This window comes from Metapseudomonas resinovorans, assembly GCF_002003485.1.
Classification (GTDB): Bacteria; Pseudomonadota; Gammaproteobacteria; order Pseudomonadales; family Pseudomonadaceae; genus Metapseudomonas; species Metapseudomonas resinovorans_D.
The window spans coordinates 114,128-129,219 of sequence record NZ_BDMA01000012.1 but is presented as its reverse complement, the minus strand read 5'-3'; the positions used below and the strand labels follow the sequence as shown (position 1 = coordinate 129,219).

The following is a 15,092-nucleotide window of genomic DNA, read 5'->3' as shown; positions in this document are numbered from 1 at the left end:
AAGTTCAAGGCAGCCGCCTGCAGGGCGGAGTGCCGGCAAGGATACTAAAGTGGCGCCCATTGTCACTGGCCCCCGGAGACACCCGTCCTACACTGCTCCAGACAACAAGAACCTGGAGCAGCCACCATGCCCGCCGAGTCCGTCAATCGTTTCCAAAGCTTCGCCGAGTTCTACCCCTACTACCTGCAGGAACACAGCAACGACACCTGCCGCCGTCTCCATTACGTCGGCAGCCTGCTGGTGCTGAGCATTCTCGGCTATGCCCTGGCCACCCAACAGTGGATCTGGTTGCTGGCCATTCCCTTCGCCGGCTACGGCTTCGCCTGGGTGGGGCACTTCGTCTTCGAGAAGAACAAGCCCGCCACGTTCAAGTACCCGCTGTACAGCTTCATGGGCGACTGGGTGATGCTGAAGGATGCCTTCACCGGTCGCATCCGCTTCTGAGAACCTGCTCACGATCAGCTGCGCGTCGGCCCTGCTGCGTTAAAAGCAGGCTGGAGCGCCAGCCCGGTCGGAATGCTCATTTACAGCTGTAAACTCCGCTTCCTTGCCTGCTTTTGCCTTGCATGGCTCTAGCTCGCAAGACCGTGAACAGGTTCTGAGAACGAAGGGATCGGCGCCAGCTTGGCCGCCGGTCCCTCGCTTGGTTATGATCCCGCACCAGCCAAAGCCATGGCCCAGGACTTGCAGCATTTCGCGAATGCTGCAAACCCGCGTCAAGAAAGCACCAGGGACAGACCCAAGCCATGAAGCCTGCCATGCTCGACCCCTCCACCGCGACGCCCGTGCTGCGTGAGTACTACTCGCGTGTGCTGGCCTATATGGCCATTGCCGCCAGCATCGCCGCCGGCACCTCTGTCCAGCATTTCGGCTTCGACATCCTCTGGATGGTCCCCTACGCCCTGCTCTATCCGCATCTGGCCCACCATCTGAGCCTGCGCTTCCCGGGCAAACCCACCGACCGCATCCTCCTCGGCATCGACACCTTCCACGCCGGCGCGGCCGTCGCCCTGCTCGGCTTTTCCGTCGTGCCAACACTGATGGTCGTCCTGACCCTCTGCTTCAGCGCCATGATCCTCGGCGGTCTGCGCCAGATGGCTTTCGTGCTGGGCGGCTCGCTGATCAGCATGGCGGTCGTCGGCTTGGCGCTGCAGCCTGCCATCAAAGGCGGCACCCCGGCCCTGTTGGCCGTCGTCAGCGTGTTCTTCACCACCCTCTACATCTGCATCACGGCCTATTTCGTCCACCAGCAGGGCCTGCGTCTGGCCCAGGCCCGCAGCGAGATCAAGCGCGAGCAAGAGAAGGCGGCGCGCCTGGCCCGCAACCTCGCCAAATACTTGTCGCCCCAGGTCTGGGAAATGATCTTCAGCGGCAAGAAAAGCGTGCGACTGGAAACCCAGCGCAAGAAGCTCAGCGTGTTCTTCTCCGACATCAAGGGTTTCACCGAACTCTCCGAGGAACTCGAAGCCGAAGCCCTGACCGACCTGCTCAACAACTACCTCAACGACATGTCGAAGATCGCCCTCAAGTACGGCGGCACCATCGACAAATTCGTTGGCGACAGCGTCATGGTGTTCTTCGGCGACCCTTCCACCCAGGGCGCCAAGAAGGATGCCGTGGCTGCCGTTTCCATGGCGGTGGCCATGCGCAAGCACATGAAAGTGCTGCGCCAGCAATGGCGTGCCCAGGGCATCACCAAGCCGCTGGAAATCCGCATGGGTATCAACACCGGCTACTGCACCGTGGGCAACTTCGGCGCCGACACGCGCATGGACTACACCATCATCGGCCGCGAAGTGAACCTGGCCAGCCGCCTGGAAACCGCATCCGAAGCTGGCGAAATCCTCATCTCCCACGAGACCTATTCGCTGGTGAAGGACGTGATCATGTGCCGCGACAAGGGCCAGATAAACGTCAAGGGCTTCACGCGTCCGGTGCAGATCTACCAGGTGGTGGACTTCCGCCGCGACCTGGGCGCCGCTTCCAGCTACGTCGAACACGAACTGCCCGGCTTCTCCATGTACCTGGATACCAACAGCATCCAGAACTACGACAAGGCCAAGGTCATCCAGGCCCTGCAACTGGCCGCAGAGAAATTGCGCGACAAGATCATTCCCTGACCCATGACCGTGGGGATGAATTCATTCGCGGTTGATTGGCCCCTACAGCTCGACAACAGTTTGACGTGATGCCGAAGCCGGTCCCGGAATCGGTGCGCACAGCGCACCCTACGGTCTGCCCTGTTTAGACCCGACAAGCCAGCTGCGCAGTCCTTGGCGAATGAATTCGCCCCTACAGATCGGGAACTGCGTTCGGGAAAGATTCGCCATCCAGCATCGGCTGCCGCGCCAGGAACTCCAGGGCCGACGCCCGCCAGGACAACCGCCCCGCCTTCTCGGCGCAAAGTCTGCGATCCAGCTCCAGCGCCGCCAGGCAGGCTTTCTGCAGGTCGTCGTCCATGCAACCGGTCGTGCCGGCTTCCAGCACGTCCAGCGGACCGGCTACCTGAAAGGCCGCCACCGGCGTACCGCAGGCCAGCGCCTCGAGCATCACCAGGCCATAGGTATCGGTCAGCGAGGGGAACACCAGCACGCTGGCCTGTGCATAAAAGCGCGCCAGCTCCTCGCCCTGGCGGTAGCCGAAGAAGTGCGCAGCGGGATAACGCACTTCAAGCTCACTCCGCAGCGGTCCGTCACCCACCACCCATTTCTCGCCGGGCAAGTCCAGGCCCAGGAAAGCTTCGACGTTCTTTTCCATGGCCAGTCGGCCGACATAGAGAAACACCGGCACCTCCGGCCGGGGTAGCGCCATGGGGCGGAACAGCGCCGTGTCCACGCCCTTGCGCCACAGGTTGAGCCAGACCAGCCCATGCTCGGCGAATGTCTCGCGCATGCGTTCGGTGGTCACCAGCACTGCCTGGCTGGGACGGTGGAACAGACGCAGGAAGGCATAGCCCCAGGAGAGGGGCAGCCAGGGCCAGCGGCCATGAATGTATTCAGGAAAGCGCGTATGGATGGCGCTGGAAAAGGCCAATCCGCGCTTGACCAGCCAATGCCTCGCGGCCCAGCCGAGGGGCCCTTCGGTGGCCAGGTGCACGCAATCGGGCTCGAAGGCTTCGATCATCGGCCCGACACGCCAGAGGTCCCAGGCAAGGGGTATTTCCGGATAGCTCGGACAGGGCCGACAGCGAAAGCCTTGGGGCGACAGCAGCATCACCTGGTGCCCGAGGCCTTCCAGCTCTCTCATCAGCGCCTGCAGGCTGGTGACAACTCCATTCACCTGGGGCAGCCAGGCATCGCTGACGATCAGTATCCTCATGCCGCCGGCTCGACCAGCTCCACGGCGCGAGCCTCCAGCTCCCGCGCCTGGGCGTCGGCCAGGCGATAGAGTTCGATGCTGCCGTCCCAGTGCTCGATAAGCGCGGTGCAGGATTCCACCCAATCGCCACAATTGAGGTACTCCACCTCGCCCACCTTGCGAATCTCCGCGTGGTGGATGTGGCCGCAGACCACGCCGTCCAGTCCGCGCTTGACGCATTCGTGGGCGATGGCTTCCTCGAAGTCGCTGATGAAGTTCACCGCGCTCTTAACCTTGTGCTTGAGGTACGCCGACAGCGACCAGTAGCCGTAGCCCCAGCGCCCGCGCCAGTGGTTGAGCCAACGGTTCAGGGTGAGGGTGAACTCGTAGGCGGAATCGCCGAGGAAGGCCAGCCACTTGTGGTAGCGGGTGATCACATCGAATTGGTCGCCGTGGATCACCAGCATGCGACGGCCATCGGCGGTTTCGTGGACCGCCTCGTCCACCAGCTGGATGTTGCCCAGCATCAGCGCCGAGTAGCGACGCAGGAATTCGTCGTGGTTGCCGGTGACGTAGATCACCTCCGTGCCGCGCTTGCTCATGGTCAACAGACGGCGGATCACGTTGGTGTGCGCCTGGGGCCAGTAGATGCCGCCCCTCAGTTTCCAGCCGTCGATGATGTCACCCACCAGGTAGATGCGGTCGGCGTGGTACTGCTTGAGGAAGCGCGCCAGGTGCTCGGCCTGGCAGTCGCGGGTGCCCAGGTGGACATCGGAAATCCACAGGGTACGCACGCGCTGCTTGCGGGGCTTGGTCTTGTTGACGGGTTCCAGGCGTTCGACGCTGCTCATGGGCGACCTCCGGCGGGGTTTCGCCGATGGTGAGCTTTTGCGGTGAACCGAGAATGAACGCGAGGTTGCAGGCCTGTGACAGCGCGCATCGCGTAACTGGGAGTAGAATGGCCGCCTGCCCCGAGGTACGCGCCATGCATTCGATCCTGTCCCTGCGCCAGTACAACCACGACCTGCTGATCCACAGCCATGACCATGCCCAACTGGTCTTCGGCCTGACCGGCAGCCTGGACTTCGAAGTGGATGGCCTGGGCGCTCGGGTCGAACGCCAGACCCTGGCGGTGGTACCGCCTGAAGCCAGGCACGCCTGCGGCAGCCCGGGTGGCAGCCTCTGCCTGGTGGTGGATGTGCCTGACGACGACTGGCTGCGCCACACCCTGGGTCGTCATTTCGATGCGGGCCGGCGCCTGCTGGAGCGTCCCGGCGCGCTGAACCTGAACCCGGCGCAGAGCCAGCTGGTCAGCTGGATCGCCGCCAGTCCCCTGGCCGATGAAGTGATTTCCGGTCAGTCCGCCGGTCTGCTGCTGGCCAGCCTCGCCGCACCGGGTGCACAGCCGGAGGACAGCAGCGCCCTTCCCCTGGTCGCGCTGGACGCCCATATCGACCAGCACGCAGCCCACCCCTTGCAGGTGGCCGATCTGGCCCGCCTCTGCGGCCTGTCGGTGGCACGCTTCCACAGCCGCTTTCTCAGCGAGACCGGGCAGACGCCCATGGACTACGTGCGCGCCCGGCGTCTGCATCTCGGCCGCCAGCTTCTGCTGGAAAGCCGTCTGGCCGTGGGGGAAATCGCCGCACGCGTCGGCTACAGCTCCCAGAGCGCCTTCACTGCCGCCCTCTCCCGCGAGTTCGGCCTCACCCCTCGCGCCCTGCGCAGTGGGCGCGAGTAGCGCGACAAAGCCCGCGAGCCTGACGACAGACAAGGTCGTTCGTCGTCACTAGACTGGGGCGACTGTCATCAGGGAGAACCCCATGTCCACCATCGAATGGGCCGACTTCGAGCGCGTCGAACTGCGCGTCGGCACGGTGTTGTCAGCCGCCCCCAACTCCAAGGCGATCAAACCAGCCTACGTGCTGGAAGTGGACCTGGGCGAACTCGGGGTGAAGACCTCCAGTGCCCAGCTCACGGCCCATTACCAGGCCGAGGAACTGGTCGGCCGCCAGGTGCTCTGCGTCTGCAACTTCGCGCCCAAACGCATTGCCGGCATCCGCTCGGAGATCCTCGTCACGGGTGTGCATGACGACGAAAACAAAGTGGTCTTGACCAGCTTCGACAAGCCGCTGCCCAACGGGGCGCGCCTGGCATGATGGAACGCAACGCGCTGCTGGCCATCCACCTGGGCGCCCTGCTGTTCGGGCTTTCGGGCATCTTCGGCAAGCTCGCCAATACCGCGCCGATGATCATCACCTTCGGTCGCGGGCTGTTCGCCGTGATTGCGCTGGCGCTCTTCGCCCAGTTCATCACCCGGGGCAAGAGCCAGAATCCCGGCCTGCGCCAACTGACCATGCTGGCGCTCGGCGGCCTGCTGCTGGGCGCGCACTGGATCACCTTCTTCCATGCGGTTCAGGTGGCGGGCGTCGCCATCGCCACGCTTGGCTTCGCCAGCTTCCCGGCCTTCACCCTCTTGCTGGAAGGCTTGTTGTTCCGCGAGCGCATCCGCGTCCAGGAAATGCTGATCGTGGGTCTGGTCAGCCTTGGCCTGGTGCTGGTAACGCCCAGCTTCGACTGGGGCAGCGCGGCCACCCAGGGCCTGCTTTCGGCGATTCTTTCGGGCCTGCTGTTCTCACTGCTGTCGCTGCTCAATCGCGTCAGCGTGAAGGGCCTGGACCCGGTGAAGGCTGCGCTCTGTCAGAACCTCACCATCGTGCTGTGCCTGGCCCCCTTCAGCTGGCCACTGCTGCACGACGTGAAGCCGATGGACTGGTTCTGGATCGCCCTGCTCGGGGTGTTCTGCACCGGCCTCGCCCACAGTCTGTTCGTGGCGAGCCTCAAGGTGCTGAAGGCACGGACCACGGCGGTGATCTTCGCCCTGGAACCGGTTTACGGCATCGCCTTCGCCTGGTGGCTGTTCGACGAACAACCGGGCCTGCGCATGCTGGCTGGCGGTGCGCTGATCATCTTCGCTATCGCCTTGTCGGCGCGTAAAGGTGCGCCGGCCGAAGCCAAGGCAGCCCCTGCGACGCCTTAACTCTGTGGGAGCGAATTCATTCGCGAAACGGCAGAAAGGGCTGGCTCAGGAGGTTCGCGAGCAAGCTCGCTCCTACAAGGTCTGCCTCGGGATCGCGAAACGGGGCAAGCGAGCGGCGCCCTTTGCCTGCCTTCATCGGAATCGCACTCCCTGCCCCGTTTCGCGAAACACGCTCAGGCAGCCTGGCCCATTTCCGGCAGTCGCCCGCCCGACTCCTGTTCCAGCAGCCAGTGGCAATAACGTTCCACGCCCTGCTGTACATCCAGCATCGGCTGACGGAAGCCGGCTTCGCGCAAACGGCTGATATCAGCCTGGGTGAAGCACTGGTACTTGCCGCGCAGGGCATCGGGGAACTCGCTGTAGGACAGCAGCCCTTGCTCGCGCATCGCCAGCAGGCTGAGCGGCGGCAGGCCTTCGTGGGCGCGCAGGGCATTGACCATGCTCCAGGCCACATCATTGAACGGCTGTGCACGCCCGCTGCCGAGATTGAAGATGCCGGAACACTGCGGCTGGTCGAGGAAGTGCAGGTTCACCCGCGCCACGTCCTCCACGGAAACGAAGTCCCGCAGGTGCTCGCCGCCGGGGTAGCCGTCATAGGCGCCGAACAGGCTGACCTTGCCGCTGGCGCGATACTGCCGGAAGCAGTGAAAGGCCACCGAAGCCATGCGCCCCTTGTGGCCCTCGCGCGCGCCGTAAACGTTGAAGTAGCGCAGTCCCACCACCTGGCTGCGGGCCTGTGGCAGCAGGCGACGTACCCGCTGGTCGAAGAGGAACTTGGAATAGCCGTAGACGTTCAGCGGCCGTTCCGCTTCGCGCTCCTCGCGAAAGACCCGGTTGCCGCCGTAGACGGCCGCCGACGACGCATAGATGAAGGGCACGCCCTGGGCCAGGCAGGCCTCCAGCAGCTCGCAGCTGTAGCGGTAGTTGTTGTCCATCATGAAGCGCCCATCGCCTTCCATGGTGCTGGAGCAGGCGCCCTGGTGGAACACCGCGCTCGGCCGTCCCAGTCGCCCCTCGCCCAGGAGCGGGAGCAGGTCGCGCTTGTCCAGGTAGTCGGCGATCTCGCCATCGGCGAGGTTGCGGAATTTGTCGCCCTCGGTCAGGTCGTCGACGGCGATGATGTCGGTCTCACCGCGGTCATTGAGTGCCTGGACCAGGTTGCTTCCGATGAAGCCGGCTGCACCGGTGACGATGATGCTCATGACGGACTTCCTCCACGAAGATGGAAATGCCGTCAGGCTATGCCTCGATCAGCGGGCTCCCGTTGACCTGTAGCAAAAAACGCGGGATCAGGGTCGATCGTTGTGGCCAAGGTCCCGCGCCGGGTCAATCTGGTCGCGCACACGCTGCTTGAGCACCTTGGCCTCAGGGAAGCCGCCATCCGCCTTGCGCTCCCATATCTGCACGCCGTCGCAGGTAATCCGGAACACGCCGCCGGTGCCGGGCTCCAGACTCACCTTGCCGAGGTCGTCACTGAAGGTGCTGAGTAGCTCCTGGGCCAGCCAGGCAGCACGCAGCAGCCATTGGCACTGGGTGCAGTAGTTGATGACGATTTCGGGCTTGCTTGCGGACATGGCTGGGCTCGGCGACGGATTGGGCGCCCTATAATAGCCGGCTTCGGACTTTCGCCTGACCAGGGATGCGTTATGCGCCGCCTTCTGCTTTGCCTGTTGTTCGCCCCCCTCCTCTGCCTCGCCCAACCCGAACCCCGCATCGGCCTGGTGCTGTCCGGCGGCGCCGCCCGTGGCCTCGCCCATATCGGCGTGCTCAAGGCACTGGAGGAACAGGGCATCAAGGTCGACGCCATCGCCGGCACCAGCATGGGGGCCGTCATCGGCGGGCTCTACGCCGCCGGCTACCCCGTGGACGAGCTGGAGCAGATCGCCGTCCACCTGGACTGGCAGCGAGCACTGTCCGACGACCCGCCACGCCAGGAAGTCCCGTTCCGCCGCAAGCAGGACGACCGTGATTTCCTGGTCAAGCAACGCCTGAGCTTCCGCGACGACGGCAGCCTCGGCCTGCCGTTGGGGGTGATCCAGGGCCAGAACCTCGCCCTGCTGCTGGAAAGCCTGCTGGTGCACACCAGCGATACCCGTGACTTCGACCAACTGGCCATCCCCTTCCGCGCCGTCGCCACCGATATCGCCACCGGCGAGAAGGTGGTATTCCGCAAGGGCCACCTGCCCCAGGCGATTCGCGCCAGCATGTCCATACCCGCCGTCTTCGCCCCGGTGGAAGTGAACGGACGACTGCTGGTGGACGGCGGAATGGTGGACAACATCCCAGTGGACGTGGCCCGCGAGATGGGGGTGGACCGCGTCATCGTGGTCGACATCGGCACGCCGCTGCGTTCGCGCAAAGAACTGGCAACGGTGGTGGACGTGCTCAACCAGTCGGTCACCCTGATGACCCGCACCAACTCCGAAGCCCAGTTGGCCACGCTCGAAGCCACCGACGTGCTCATCCAGCCGCCCCTGGCCGGCTACGGCGCCACTGACTTCGGCCGCTCCCGCGAGATGATCGACGCCGGCTACCGGGCCGCGCAGATACTTGCCCCGCGGTTGGCCGAACTGCGCCCGCTGTCAGCCAGCCGCGACCAGGCGCTGGACGGCGCGCGCCTGCCCAGCGAACGCACGCCGGTAATTCGCAGCATCCTCATCGAGAACGACTCGAAAATCGGTGACGCGGTGATTCGTCGCTACATTCGCCAGCCCCTGGGCCAACCGCTGAACCTCGATCGCCTGCAAAGCGACATGAGCACCCTGTATGGCCTGGACTACTTCGAGCAGGTGCATTACCGGGTGGTCAAACGCAAGGATGGCAACGCCCTGGTGATCAACGCGCGCGGCAAGCGTGCCGGCACCGACTACCTGCGCCTGGGCCTGAACCTTTCCGACGACATGCGCGGAGACAGTGCCTTCAACCTGGGCGCCAGCTACCGCAAGAACGGCATCAACGAACTGGGCGCCGAATGGTTGACGCGCCTGCAGCTGGGCGACCACCAGGAGCTCTATAGCGAGTTCTACCAACCGCTGGACGCCGGCTCGCGCTATTTCGTGGCGCCCTATCTGTTCGGCGAGGCGCAGAACGTCGAAGCCATCCTCGACAACGACCCCATCGCCGAATACCGCCTGGAGCGCTACGGTTACGGCCTCAACCTTGGCCGGCAGATCGCCAACAACGGTGAGATCCGCTTCGGCGTAGGCCAAGCCTGGGGCCAGGCGGATGTGCGGGTGGGCGAGCGCGACCTGCCCAGCTTCGAGTTCACCGAGGGCTACTACGAACTGAAGTATTCCTTCGACACCCTGGACAACGTGGACTACCCCCACGAGGGCGAAGACATCAGCCTGAGCCTGCGCCAGTACGACCCGAGCCTGGGCTCCGACGAGCGCTATCGGCAATGGCAACTGAGCCTGGACAAGGCGCTGGGTTCCGGTCCGGACACCTTCGTCCTGGGGGGACGCTACGGCCGCACACTGGATGACGCCGAAGTGATCACATCGAGCTTCCTGCTGGGCGGTGCGCGGCAACTTTCGGGCTTCCGCCAGGACTCCGTGGCCGGACAGAACATCAGCCTGGCACGGGCCATCTACTACCGCCGTCTCACCCAGCGCTCCTTCCTGCCGCTGGACGTTCCGCTCTACGTCGGCGGCAGCCTGGAGCGTGGCAGGGCCTGGAACAACGACAACAGCTTCGACAGCGGCTACATCAACGCGGCCAGCCTATTCGTCAGTTTCGACACACCGCTGGGCCCCCTGGACTTCAGCTACGGCCTGAATGACGAGGCCGAACGCGCGCTCTACCTCAATCTCGGCCGCGTGTTCTGACCTCGGGCGATTCCGACACCGCTCTACCGTAGGTTGGTGCAGAGCGCAGCGAAGCCCAACATTTCAAGCCTCGGCTCCGCGTGTTGGGCTTCGCATAGCTCAGCCACAACCTACAAGAGCTGACTGCGCGAATGGAAATAACCAAATGACTTTTTAGTATTAAAAGCCTATATGGCCATCAGCTATAGTCGCCTGCTAACACTGCCCAGAAGGAACGCCCTGTGAAACGACTGTTTTCCGCCTCCCTCCTTGCCGCCGGCCTCGCCCTGGCCAGCGCCGCCCAAGCCGCGCCGACCCTGCTCAACGTTTCCTACGACGTGATGCGCGACTTCTACAAGGACTACAACGCCGCCTTCCAGAAGCACTGGAAAGAGGAAAAAGGCGAGAACATCACCTTGCAGATGTCCCACGGCGGTTCCAGCAAGCAGGCCCGCGCAGTGATCGACGGCCTGCCCGCCGATGTCATCACCATGAACCAGGCAACCGATATCAACGCCCTGGCCGACAACGGCGGCCTGGTGCCGCAGGACTGGGCCGCCCGCCTGCCGAACAACAGCGCCCCCTTCACCTCGGCCACCGTATTCATCGTCCGCAAGGGCAACCCCAAGGCCCTGAAGGACTGGCCGGACCTGCTCAAGGACGGCGTACAGGTCGTGGTCCCCAACCCCAAGACTTCCGGCAACGGCCGCTACACCTACCTCTCCGCCTGGGGCTATGTGCTGAAGAACGGCGGTGACGAGAACAAGGCCAAGGAGTTCGTCGGCAAGCTGTTCAAACAGGCGCCTGTACTGGACACCGGCGGCCGCGCCGCCACCACCACTTTCATCCAGAACCAGATCGGCGACGTGCTGGTGACCTTCGAGAACGAAGCCGAGATGATCGCCCGCGAGTTCGGCCGTGGCGGTTTCGAAGTGGTCTACCCCAGCGTTTCCGCCGAGGCTGAGCCGCCGGTGGCCGTGGTCGACAAGGTGGTGGACAAGAAAGGCACCCGCGCCGCCGCCGAGGCCTACCTCAAGTACCTGTGGAGCGACGAAGGCCAGACCATCGCCGCCAACAACTACCTGCGTCCGCGCAACCCGGAGATCCTCGCCAAATACGCCGATCGCTTCCCCAAGGTGGAATTCCTCTCCGTGGAGAAAACCTTCGGCAACTGGCGCGACGTACAGAAGACCCACTTCAACGACGGTGGCATCTTCGACCAGGTCTACACCGGCCAGTAAGCCTCCAACCTGCCCGCATCAGCGGGCAGGTTTTCCCTTCCAGCCCTGTGCTTTCAGGGCCTCCAGCAATGTCTCCCCTTCCAGCGCCGGCACTCGCCGCCCATCCGCGCAGATCATCTCGCGCCCGGCCACCAGCGCATTGACGATGGCCTCTTCCACCGCTTCCGCAGCCGCCGCGAACAACGGCGAAATGTGATCGTTGTTGACCATGACGAGTGGCGTGCTGAACGGCTGGTCCTTGCGTGCATAGTTCGCAGCAGGCATGTCCCGGTTGCCAGTGGCGAAGGCGAGGAAGATATCCCCGCTGGAATCCTCGGTACCACCGCCGGTGCGGGCGATGCCGATGGAGGCGCGCTGGGCCAGGCGCTGGCACTGGTGCGGCAACAGCGGCGCGTCGGTGGCCAGGATGACCACGATGGAGCCCATGCCAGGGGTGTCGCGCTCGGCGAAGGGCGACTCGATCTCCCGCAATACCCGGCCGACCGGATAGCCATCCACCCGCAACTCCTGGCGCACGCCGTGATTCGCCTGCACCAGGGCGCCCACGGTCCAGCCGCCCTGCTCTGCGGCGAGACGCCGGGAAGCGGTGCCAATGCCCCCTTTGAACTCATGGCAGATCATGCCGGTGCCGCCACCGACAGGCCCTTCGGCCACGTCGCCGGAGCACGCCTCGACCAGCGCCTCGGTTACCTGCTGGGGCCCGACATGCTGGCCCCAGATGTCGTTGAGCAGGCCGTCGTAGGTTTCCATCACCACCGGCATGCACCAGTACACCGCATCGCCGGACGCGTCCCGCTCGGAGGCCACCAGTGCATCGCGCACCACGCCAACGCTATGGGTGTTGGTGATGGCGATGGGCGTAGTCAGCAGTCCCGCCTCGCGAATCCACTCCAGGCCGGTGGCATCGCCATTACCGTTGAGTACGTGGCAGCCGGCGAAGCAGGGCTGCTCGCGCGCCGAACCGTCCCGGGGCTGTACCACTGTCACACCGGTACGCACCGGCTTGCCGCCGCGCTCCTCGCAGATCGTGCTGTGTCCAACCCGCACGCCCGGCACATCCGTGATGGCGTTGAATTCACCCGGCGTGCCGAGTCCGATGGTGATACCAAGTTGACGCGCGCGCATAACGACTCCTGTGACTCAGAGTTTCTGGAAAGCCGGGCTGAATTTGCCGTAGGTGCCATAGAGGATGGCCGATACCGCCAGCAGCCCGAAGATGATCAACAGATCCTGGCTGGACGCTTCCTGCACCAGGTTGAGCAGCAGATACCCCGCGCCGGTGACCGCCAGCAGGGCCGGCAGTGGCCAGAGCGGCATGCGGTAGCTGTGTTCCACGTCACGCCGCAGCACGCGGCTGAAGAGCGCGCAGAGTCCGACGATCAGGTAGACGAGGACGATCAGCAGCACAGTGAACGAGGTCATCTCCGCCAGGTTGGAACTGAAGCTGAGCAACGCCGACGGCACGGCCAGGAACAGCGTGGCGAGCCAGGGCGACTCCCAGCGTGGATGGATGCGGGTAAAGGCGCGATTGAGGGATGGCATCCACAGTTCGTCGCGGCCGCTGCTGAAGATCACCCGACCGATCTGGATGACGATGGCGATGATGGCGTTGAACACGGAGAGGAAAATCCCGGCACTGACCAGCCGCGACAGCGTCTCGTTGCCATGACTCGAGAGCAGGTAACCGATGGGGTCGGGACTGGCGATCATCTCCGTCAGCGACGGTGCCCCGATAAGGATTGCGGTGAGCGGGACGAGTTCGATGGCCACCACCAGCAGCAGCGACCAGAGCACCGCACGCGGAACCCCTCGACCGCCGCACTTCATGTCTTCGGCCATAAGCACCGCTCCACCGAAGCCGTTGTAGGAAAACAGGGCCATGCCGACTGCGCCCAGCACCAGCGCCATGGGCGCCACGCCCAGTACGCCGTTGTCGACGATCTGCGGATGCAACAGCACGCTGGCCGGCTGCGTGGCATTGCCGAGTCCAAGCGCGACAATCACCAGCAGGGCCGCCACTTCCAGCAGCAGGCAGGCGCCGGTGACCCAGGCATTGAGCTTGATGTTGAGGATGCCCAGCAGGTAACTGGCCGCCACAACCAGCAGGGCGACCAGTTGCGAATCGAACTGCGTACCAAGGGCGACGTTAAGGTAGGTCGCAGCGCCAGTGGCCAGCACCGGCGGGATGAACAGCAGCATGGCCAGCACCATGAGGAAGGTCGCGTAACCAGGCAGGCCGCCGAACACGCGCTTGGCGTAGACGTACTCACCACCGGCGGACTTGTGGGCACGGCCCAGTTCCGCGTAGCACCAGGCAAACATCAGCGCCAGCACGCCGGCCAGCACGAATGACAGGAAGGCCCCGCTGCCAGCCTGCTGGATGGCGAATGGCGCGATGACGAAAACCGAACTGGCGGGTGTGACGCTGGAAACGGTGATGGCAACTACGTCAGCGGTGCTCAATCTGGGCTTGAGCACGCCGTTCTCGGGGGTAGGCGCGGGCATATCCTGATCCTCTGGTTGTTATTGGTGGTTGAGGCAGTAGGAATCCGTGAAGTGCGTCGCCTGATCGGGACGCTGTCGATGTGGGTAGATTCTCGGCAGACCTTCAGGACACGCCAATCACCCTATTGGAGTACGCCCCTTGACGATGCCCGCCCCGGATCAGCCAAGCTTGGCTACCTCTACCCCATCACCCGATCGGAAAACCGGATGGACAGTCTGTTCAGGGAAGCCGCCCTGCACGCCGGCCTGGGTCGCGCAATCGGGCAGCTCGGCGGTGACCGCTTCTGGAAGCAGCTCATCCTGCTGCTGCACCAGTGGCTGCCGTTCGACAATGCCCTGGCCACCTTCTACCCCAGCGACGGCGCGCCCCAGCCCCTGGAGGAGTACGACGCGGAGCCGCAAGCCGGACCGGCCTCCATGCCGGTCTACCTGGACGGCCTGTACCTGCTCGACCCCTTCTACCAGGCATGCCGCGAAGGCCTGCCCAATGGTTTCTACCGGCTGGAGGAGATCGCCCCGGACCATTTTCGCCAGAGCGAGTACTACCTGAACTACTTCCACGACAACGTGCTGGAGGACGAGGTGCAATTCATCGTCCAGCTGGAGAGCCGGGGCAGCCTGTCGTTATCGCTGGGCATGCGCCGTCGCTTCAGCGCTGAGGAGTGCGGAATGCTGGGGATGCTGTCGGGATGGGTCCTGGCGCTGATGGAACAGCACTGGTTGCAGCGCACCCACGTTCCCTTGCTGACCCGACAGGATGAAGTCGCCTCGCAGGTACGCGACGCCCTGAGCCAGTTCGGCGCCGGCGTGCTGTCGGATCGGGAGTTGGAGATTGCCCGGCTGATCCTTCGGGGTTACTCGTCCAAGGCCATGGCCGAGCGTCTGGCCATTTCACCGGAGACGGTGAAGGTGCACCGTCGGCATCTCTACGCCAAGTTGGACATCTCGTCCCAGCCGGAGCTGTTCTCGCTGTTCATCCAGGCCCTTGGCCACGATCCGGAGAATCCCTGAGCCACTGGCGCTTTCCCCCACGCGCTCTCAGGCCGGCGATCGCCCTCTCCATCAGCACAATCTGGAACGATCGTCATCCTATATTCATTTGACCCTAATAATTATTTACAAATAACATCGCCGCCCCTGCGGTAATGATTCTCGGTTCTGAGCCGCAGCAACCCGCGTTTTTCCAGATGCGGGACGGGGATAGCG

Annotated in this window: 14 protein-coding genes; 8 read left to right on the top strand and 6 right to left on the bottom strand. The window is 64.1% G+C overall.

Annotated elements, in window-relative coordinates; all coding sequences use genetic code 11:
• The first annotated feature begins 126 nt into the window (after nt 1–126).
• Both MnOB_RS03370 and MnOB_RS03365 read left to right on the top strand, forming a co-directional pair.
• Nucleotides 127–444 carry an Mpo1-like protein gene (locus tag MnOB_RS03370; RefSeq protein WP_077522009.1) on the top strand — a complete coding sequence of 106 codons (318 nt, stop codon included), beginning with the start codon at nt 127–129 and terminating at the stop codon, nt 442–444.
• A gap of 314 nt (nt 445–758) precedes the next feature.
• Nucleotides 759–2,120, top strand: coding sequence for an adenylate/guanylate cyclase domain-containing protein (locus tag MnOB_RS03365; RefSeq protein WP_371578857.1), 1,362 nt, complete (start codon nt 759–761; stop codon nt 2,118–2,120).
• A 172-nt stretch (nt 2,121–2,292) separates the two neighbouring features.
• Here the strand turns inward: MnOB_RS03365 and MnOB_RS03360 are convergent, their stop codons facing one another.
• Nucleotides 2,293–3,318, bottom strand: coding sequence for a glycosyltransferase family 4 protein (locus tag MnOB_RS03360; protein ID WP_077522005.1), 1,026 nt, complete (start codon nt 3,316–3,318; stop codon nt 2,293–2,295).
• The gene (locus MnOB_RS03355) at nt 3,315–4,148 is read right to left on the bottom strand and encodes a UDP-2,3-diacylglucosamine diphosphatase (RefSeq protein WP_077522003.1); all 834 of its coding nucleotides are present in this window, start codon (nt 4,146–4,148) and stop codon (nt 3,315–3,317) included. The genes MnOB_RS03360 and MnOB_RS03355 overlap by 4 nt, the downstream gene beginning before the upstream one ends.
• Nucleotides 4,149–4,282: 134 nt before the next feature.
• Here MnOB_RS03355 and MnOB_RS03350 point away from each other — a divergent pair, with 134 nt between their 5' ends.
• The 3 genes from MnOB_RS03350 to MnOB_RS03340 all read left to right on the top strand — a co-directional run bounded on the left by MnOB_RS03350 (nt 4,283) and on the right by MnOB_RS03340 (nt 6,334).
• Entirely contained in the window at nt 4,283–5,035 is a 753-nt protein-coding gene (locus MnOB_RS03350) for an AraC family transcriptional regulator (protein WP_077522074.1), read from the top strand.
• Between the two features lie 82 nt (nt 5,036–5,117).
• Entirely contained in the window at nt 5,118–5,453 is a 336-nt protein-coding gene (locus MnOB_RS03345) for a tRNA-binding protein (protein ID WP_077522001.1), read from the top strand.
• Entirely contained in the window at nt 5,450–6,334 is an 885-nt protein-coding gene (locus tag MnOB_RS03340; RefSeq protein ID WP_077521999.1) for a DMT family transporter, read from the top strand. Before MnOB_RS03345 ends, MnOB_RS03340 begins: the two co-directional genes overlap by 4 nt.
• A 173-nt stretch (nt 6,335–6,507) precedes the next feature.
• On the opposite strand, the gene rfaD is transcribed toward MnOB_RS03340, so the two are convergent.
• On the bottom strand, nt 6,508–7,536 hold the full coding sequence (gene rfaD, locus MnOB_RS03335; RefSeq protein WP_077521997.1) for an ADP-glyceromanno-heptose 6-epimerase: 1,029 nt from the start codon (nt 7,534–7,536) through the stop codon (nt 6,508–6,510).
• Between the two features lie 87 nt (nt 7,537–7,623).
• The gene (locus MnOB_RS03330; protein ID WP_077521995.1) at nt 7,624–7,908 is read right to left on the bottom strand and encodes an Rdx family protein; all 285 of its coding nucleotides are present in this window, start codon (nt 7,906–7,908) and stop codon (nt 7,624–7,626) included.
• Nucleotides 7,909–7,980: 72 nt separating this feature from the next.
• Here MnOB_RS03330 and MnOB_RS03325 point away from each other — a divergent pair, with 72 nt between their 5' ends.
• A complete protein-coding gene (locus MnOB_RS03325; RefSeq protein WP_077521992.1) occupies nt 7,981–10,161 on the top strand; it encodes a patatin-like phospholipase family protein in 2,181 nt (726 codons plus the stop codon).
• A 221-nt stretch (nt 10,162–10,382) separates the two neighbouring features.
• On the top strand, nt 10,383–11,381 hold the full coding sequence (locus MnOB_RS03320; protein ID WP_077521990.1) for a sulfate ABC transporter substrate-binding protein: 999 nt from the start codon (nt 10,383–10,385) through the stop codon (nt 11,379–11,381).
• Nucleotides 11,382–11,399: 18 nt separating this feature from the next.
• Here the strand turns inward: MnOB_RS03320 and MnOB_RS03315 are convergent, their stop codons facing one another.
• Both MnOB_RS03315 and MnOB_RS03310 read right to left on the bottom strand, forming a co-directional pair.
• On the bottom strand, nt 11,400–12,506 hold the full coding sequence (locus tag MnOB_RS03315) for a DmpA family aminopeptidase (RefSeq protein WP_077521988.1): 1,107 nt from the start codon (nt 12,504–12,506) through the stop codon (nt 11,400–11,402).
• 15 nt (nt 12,507–12,521) lie between these two features.
• On the bottom strand, nt 12,522–13,886 hold the full coding sequence (locus MnOB_RS03310) for an APC family permease (RefSeq protein ID WP_077521986.1): 1,365 nt from the start codon (nt 13,884–13,886) through the stop codon (nt 12,522–12,524).
• A gap of 207 nt (nt 13,887–14,093) precedes the next feature.
• Between MnOB_RS03310 and MnOB_RS03305 the strand changes: the two genes are divergently transcribed.
• Nucleotides 14,094–14,897 (top strand): helix-turn-helix transcriptional regulator, encoded by an 804-nt coding sequence (locus tag MnOB_RS03305; protein WP_077521984.1) that lies wholly within the window; start codon nt 14,094–14,096, stop codon nt 14,895–14,897.
• The last annotated feature ends 195 nt before the right edge of the window (nt 14,898–15,092 follow it).

What these genes read in the sequence shown, in the direction of transcription:
- MnOB_RS03365 (WP_371578857.1), top strand. Translation starts at nt 759, where the DNA reads ATGCTCGACCCCTCCACCGCGACGCCCGTGCTGCGTGAGTACTACTCG.
- MnOB_RS03360 (WP_077522005.1), bottom strand. Translation starts at nt 3,318, where the DNA reads ATGAGGATACTGATCGTCAGCGATGCCTGGCTGCCCCAGGTGAATGGA.
- MnOB_RS03325 (WP_077521992.1), top strand. Translation starts at nt 7,981, where the DNA reads ATGCGCCGCCTTCTGCTTTGCCTGTTGTTCGCCCCCCTCCTCTGCCTC.
- MnOB_RS03340 (WP_077521999.1), top strand. Translation starts at nt 5,450, where the DNA reads ATGATGGAACGCAACGCGCTGCTGGCCATCCACCTGGGCGCCCTGCTG.
- MnOB_RS03370 (WP_077522009.1), top strand. Translation starts at nt 127, where the DNA reads ATGCCCGCCGAGTCCGTCAATCGTTTCCAAAGCTTCGCCGAGTTCTAC.
- rfaD (WP_077521997.1), bottom strand. Translation starts at nt 7,536, where the DNA reads ATGAGCATCATCGTCACCGGTGCAGCCGGCTTCATCGGAAGCAACCTG.
- MnOB_RS03305 (WP_077521984.1), top strand. Translation starts at nt 14,094, where the DNA reads ATGGACAGTCTGTTCAGGGAAGCCGCCCTGCACGCCGGCCTGGGTCGC.
- MnOB_RS03315 (WP_077521988.1), bottom strand. Translation starts at nt 12,506, where the DNA reads ATGCGCGCGCGTCAACTTGGTATCACCATCGGACTCGGCACGCCGGGT.
- MnOB_RS03310 (WP_077521986.1), bottom strand. Translation starts at nt 13,886, where the DNA reads ATGCCCGCGCCTACCCCCGAGAACGGCGTGCTCAAGCCCAGATTGAGC.
- MnOB_RS03345 (WP_077522001.1), top strand. Translation starts at nt 5,118, where the DNA reads ATGTCCACCATCGAATGGGCCGACTTCGAGCGCGTCGAACTGCGCGTC.
- MnOB_RS03350 (WP_077522074.1), top strand. Translation starts at nt 4,283, where the DNA reads ATGCATTCGATCCTGTCCCTGCGCCAGTACAACCACGACCTGCTGATC.
- MnOB_RS03355 (WP_077522003.1), bottom strand. Translation starts at nt 4,148, where the DNA reads ATGAGCAGCGTCGAACGCCTGGAACCCGTCAACAAGACCAAGCCCCGC.
- MnOB_RS03330 (WP_077521995.1), bottom strand. Translation starts at nt 7,908, where the DNA reads ATGTCCGCAAGCAAGCCCGAAATCGTCATCAACTACTGCACCCAGTGC.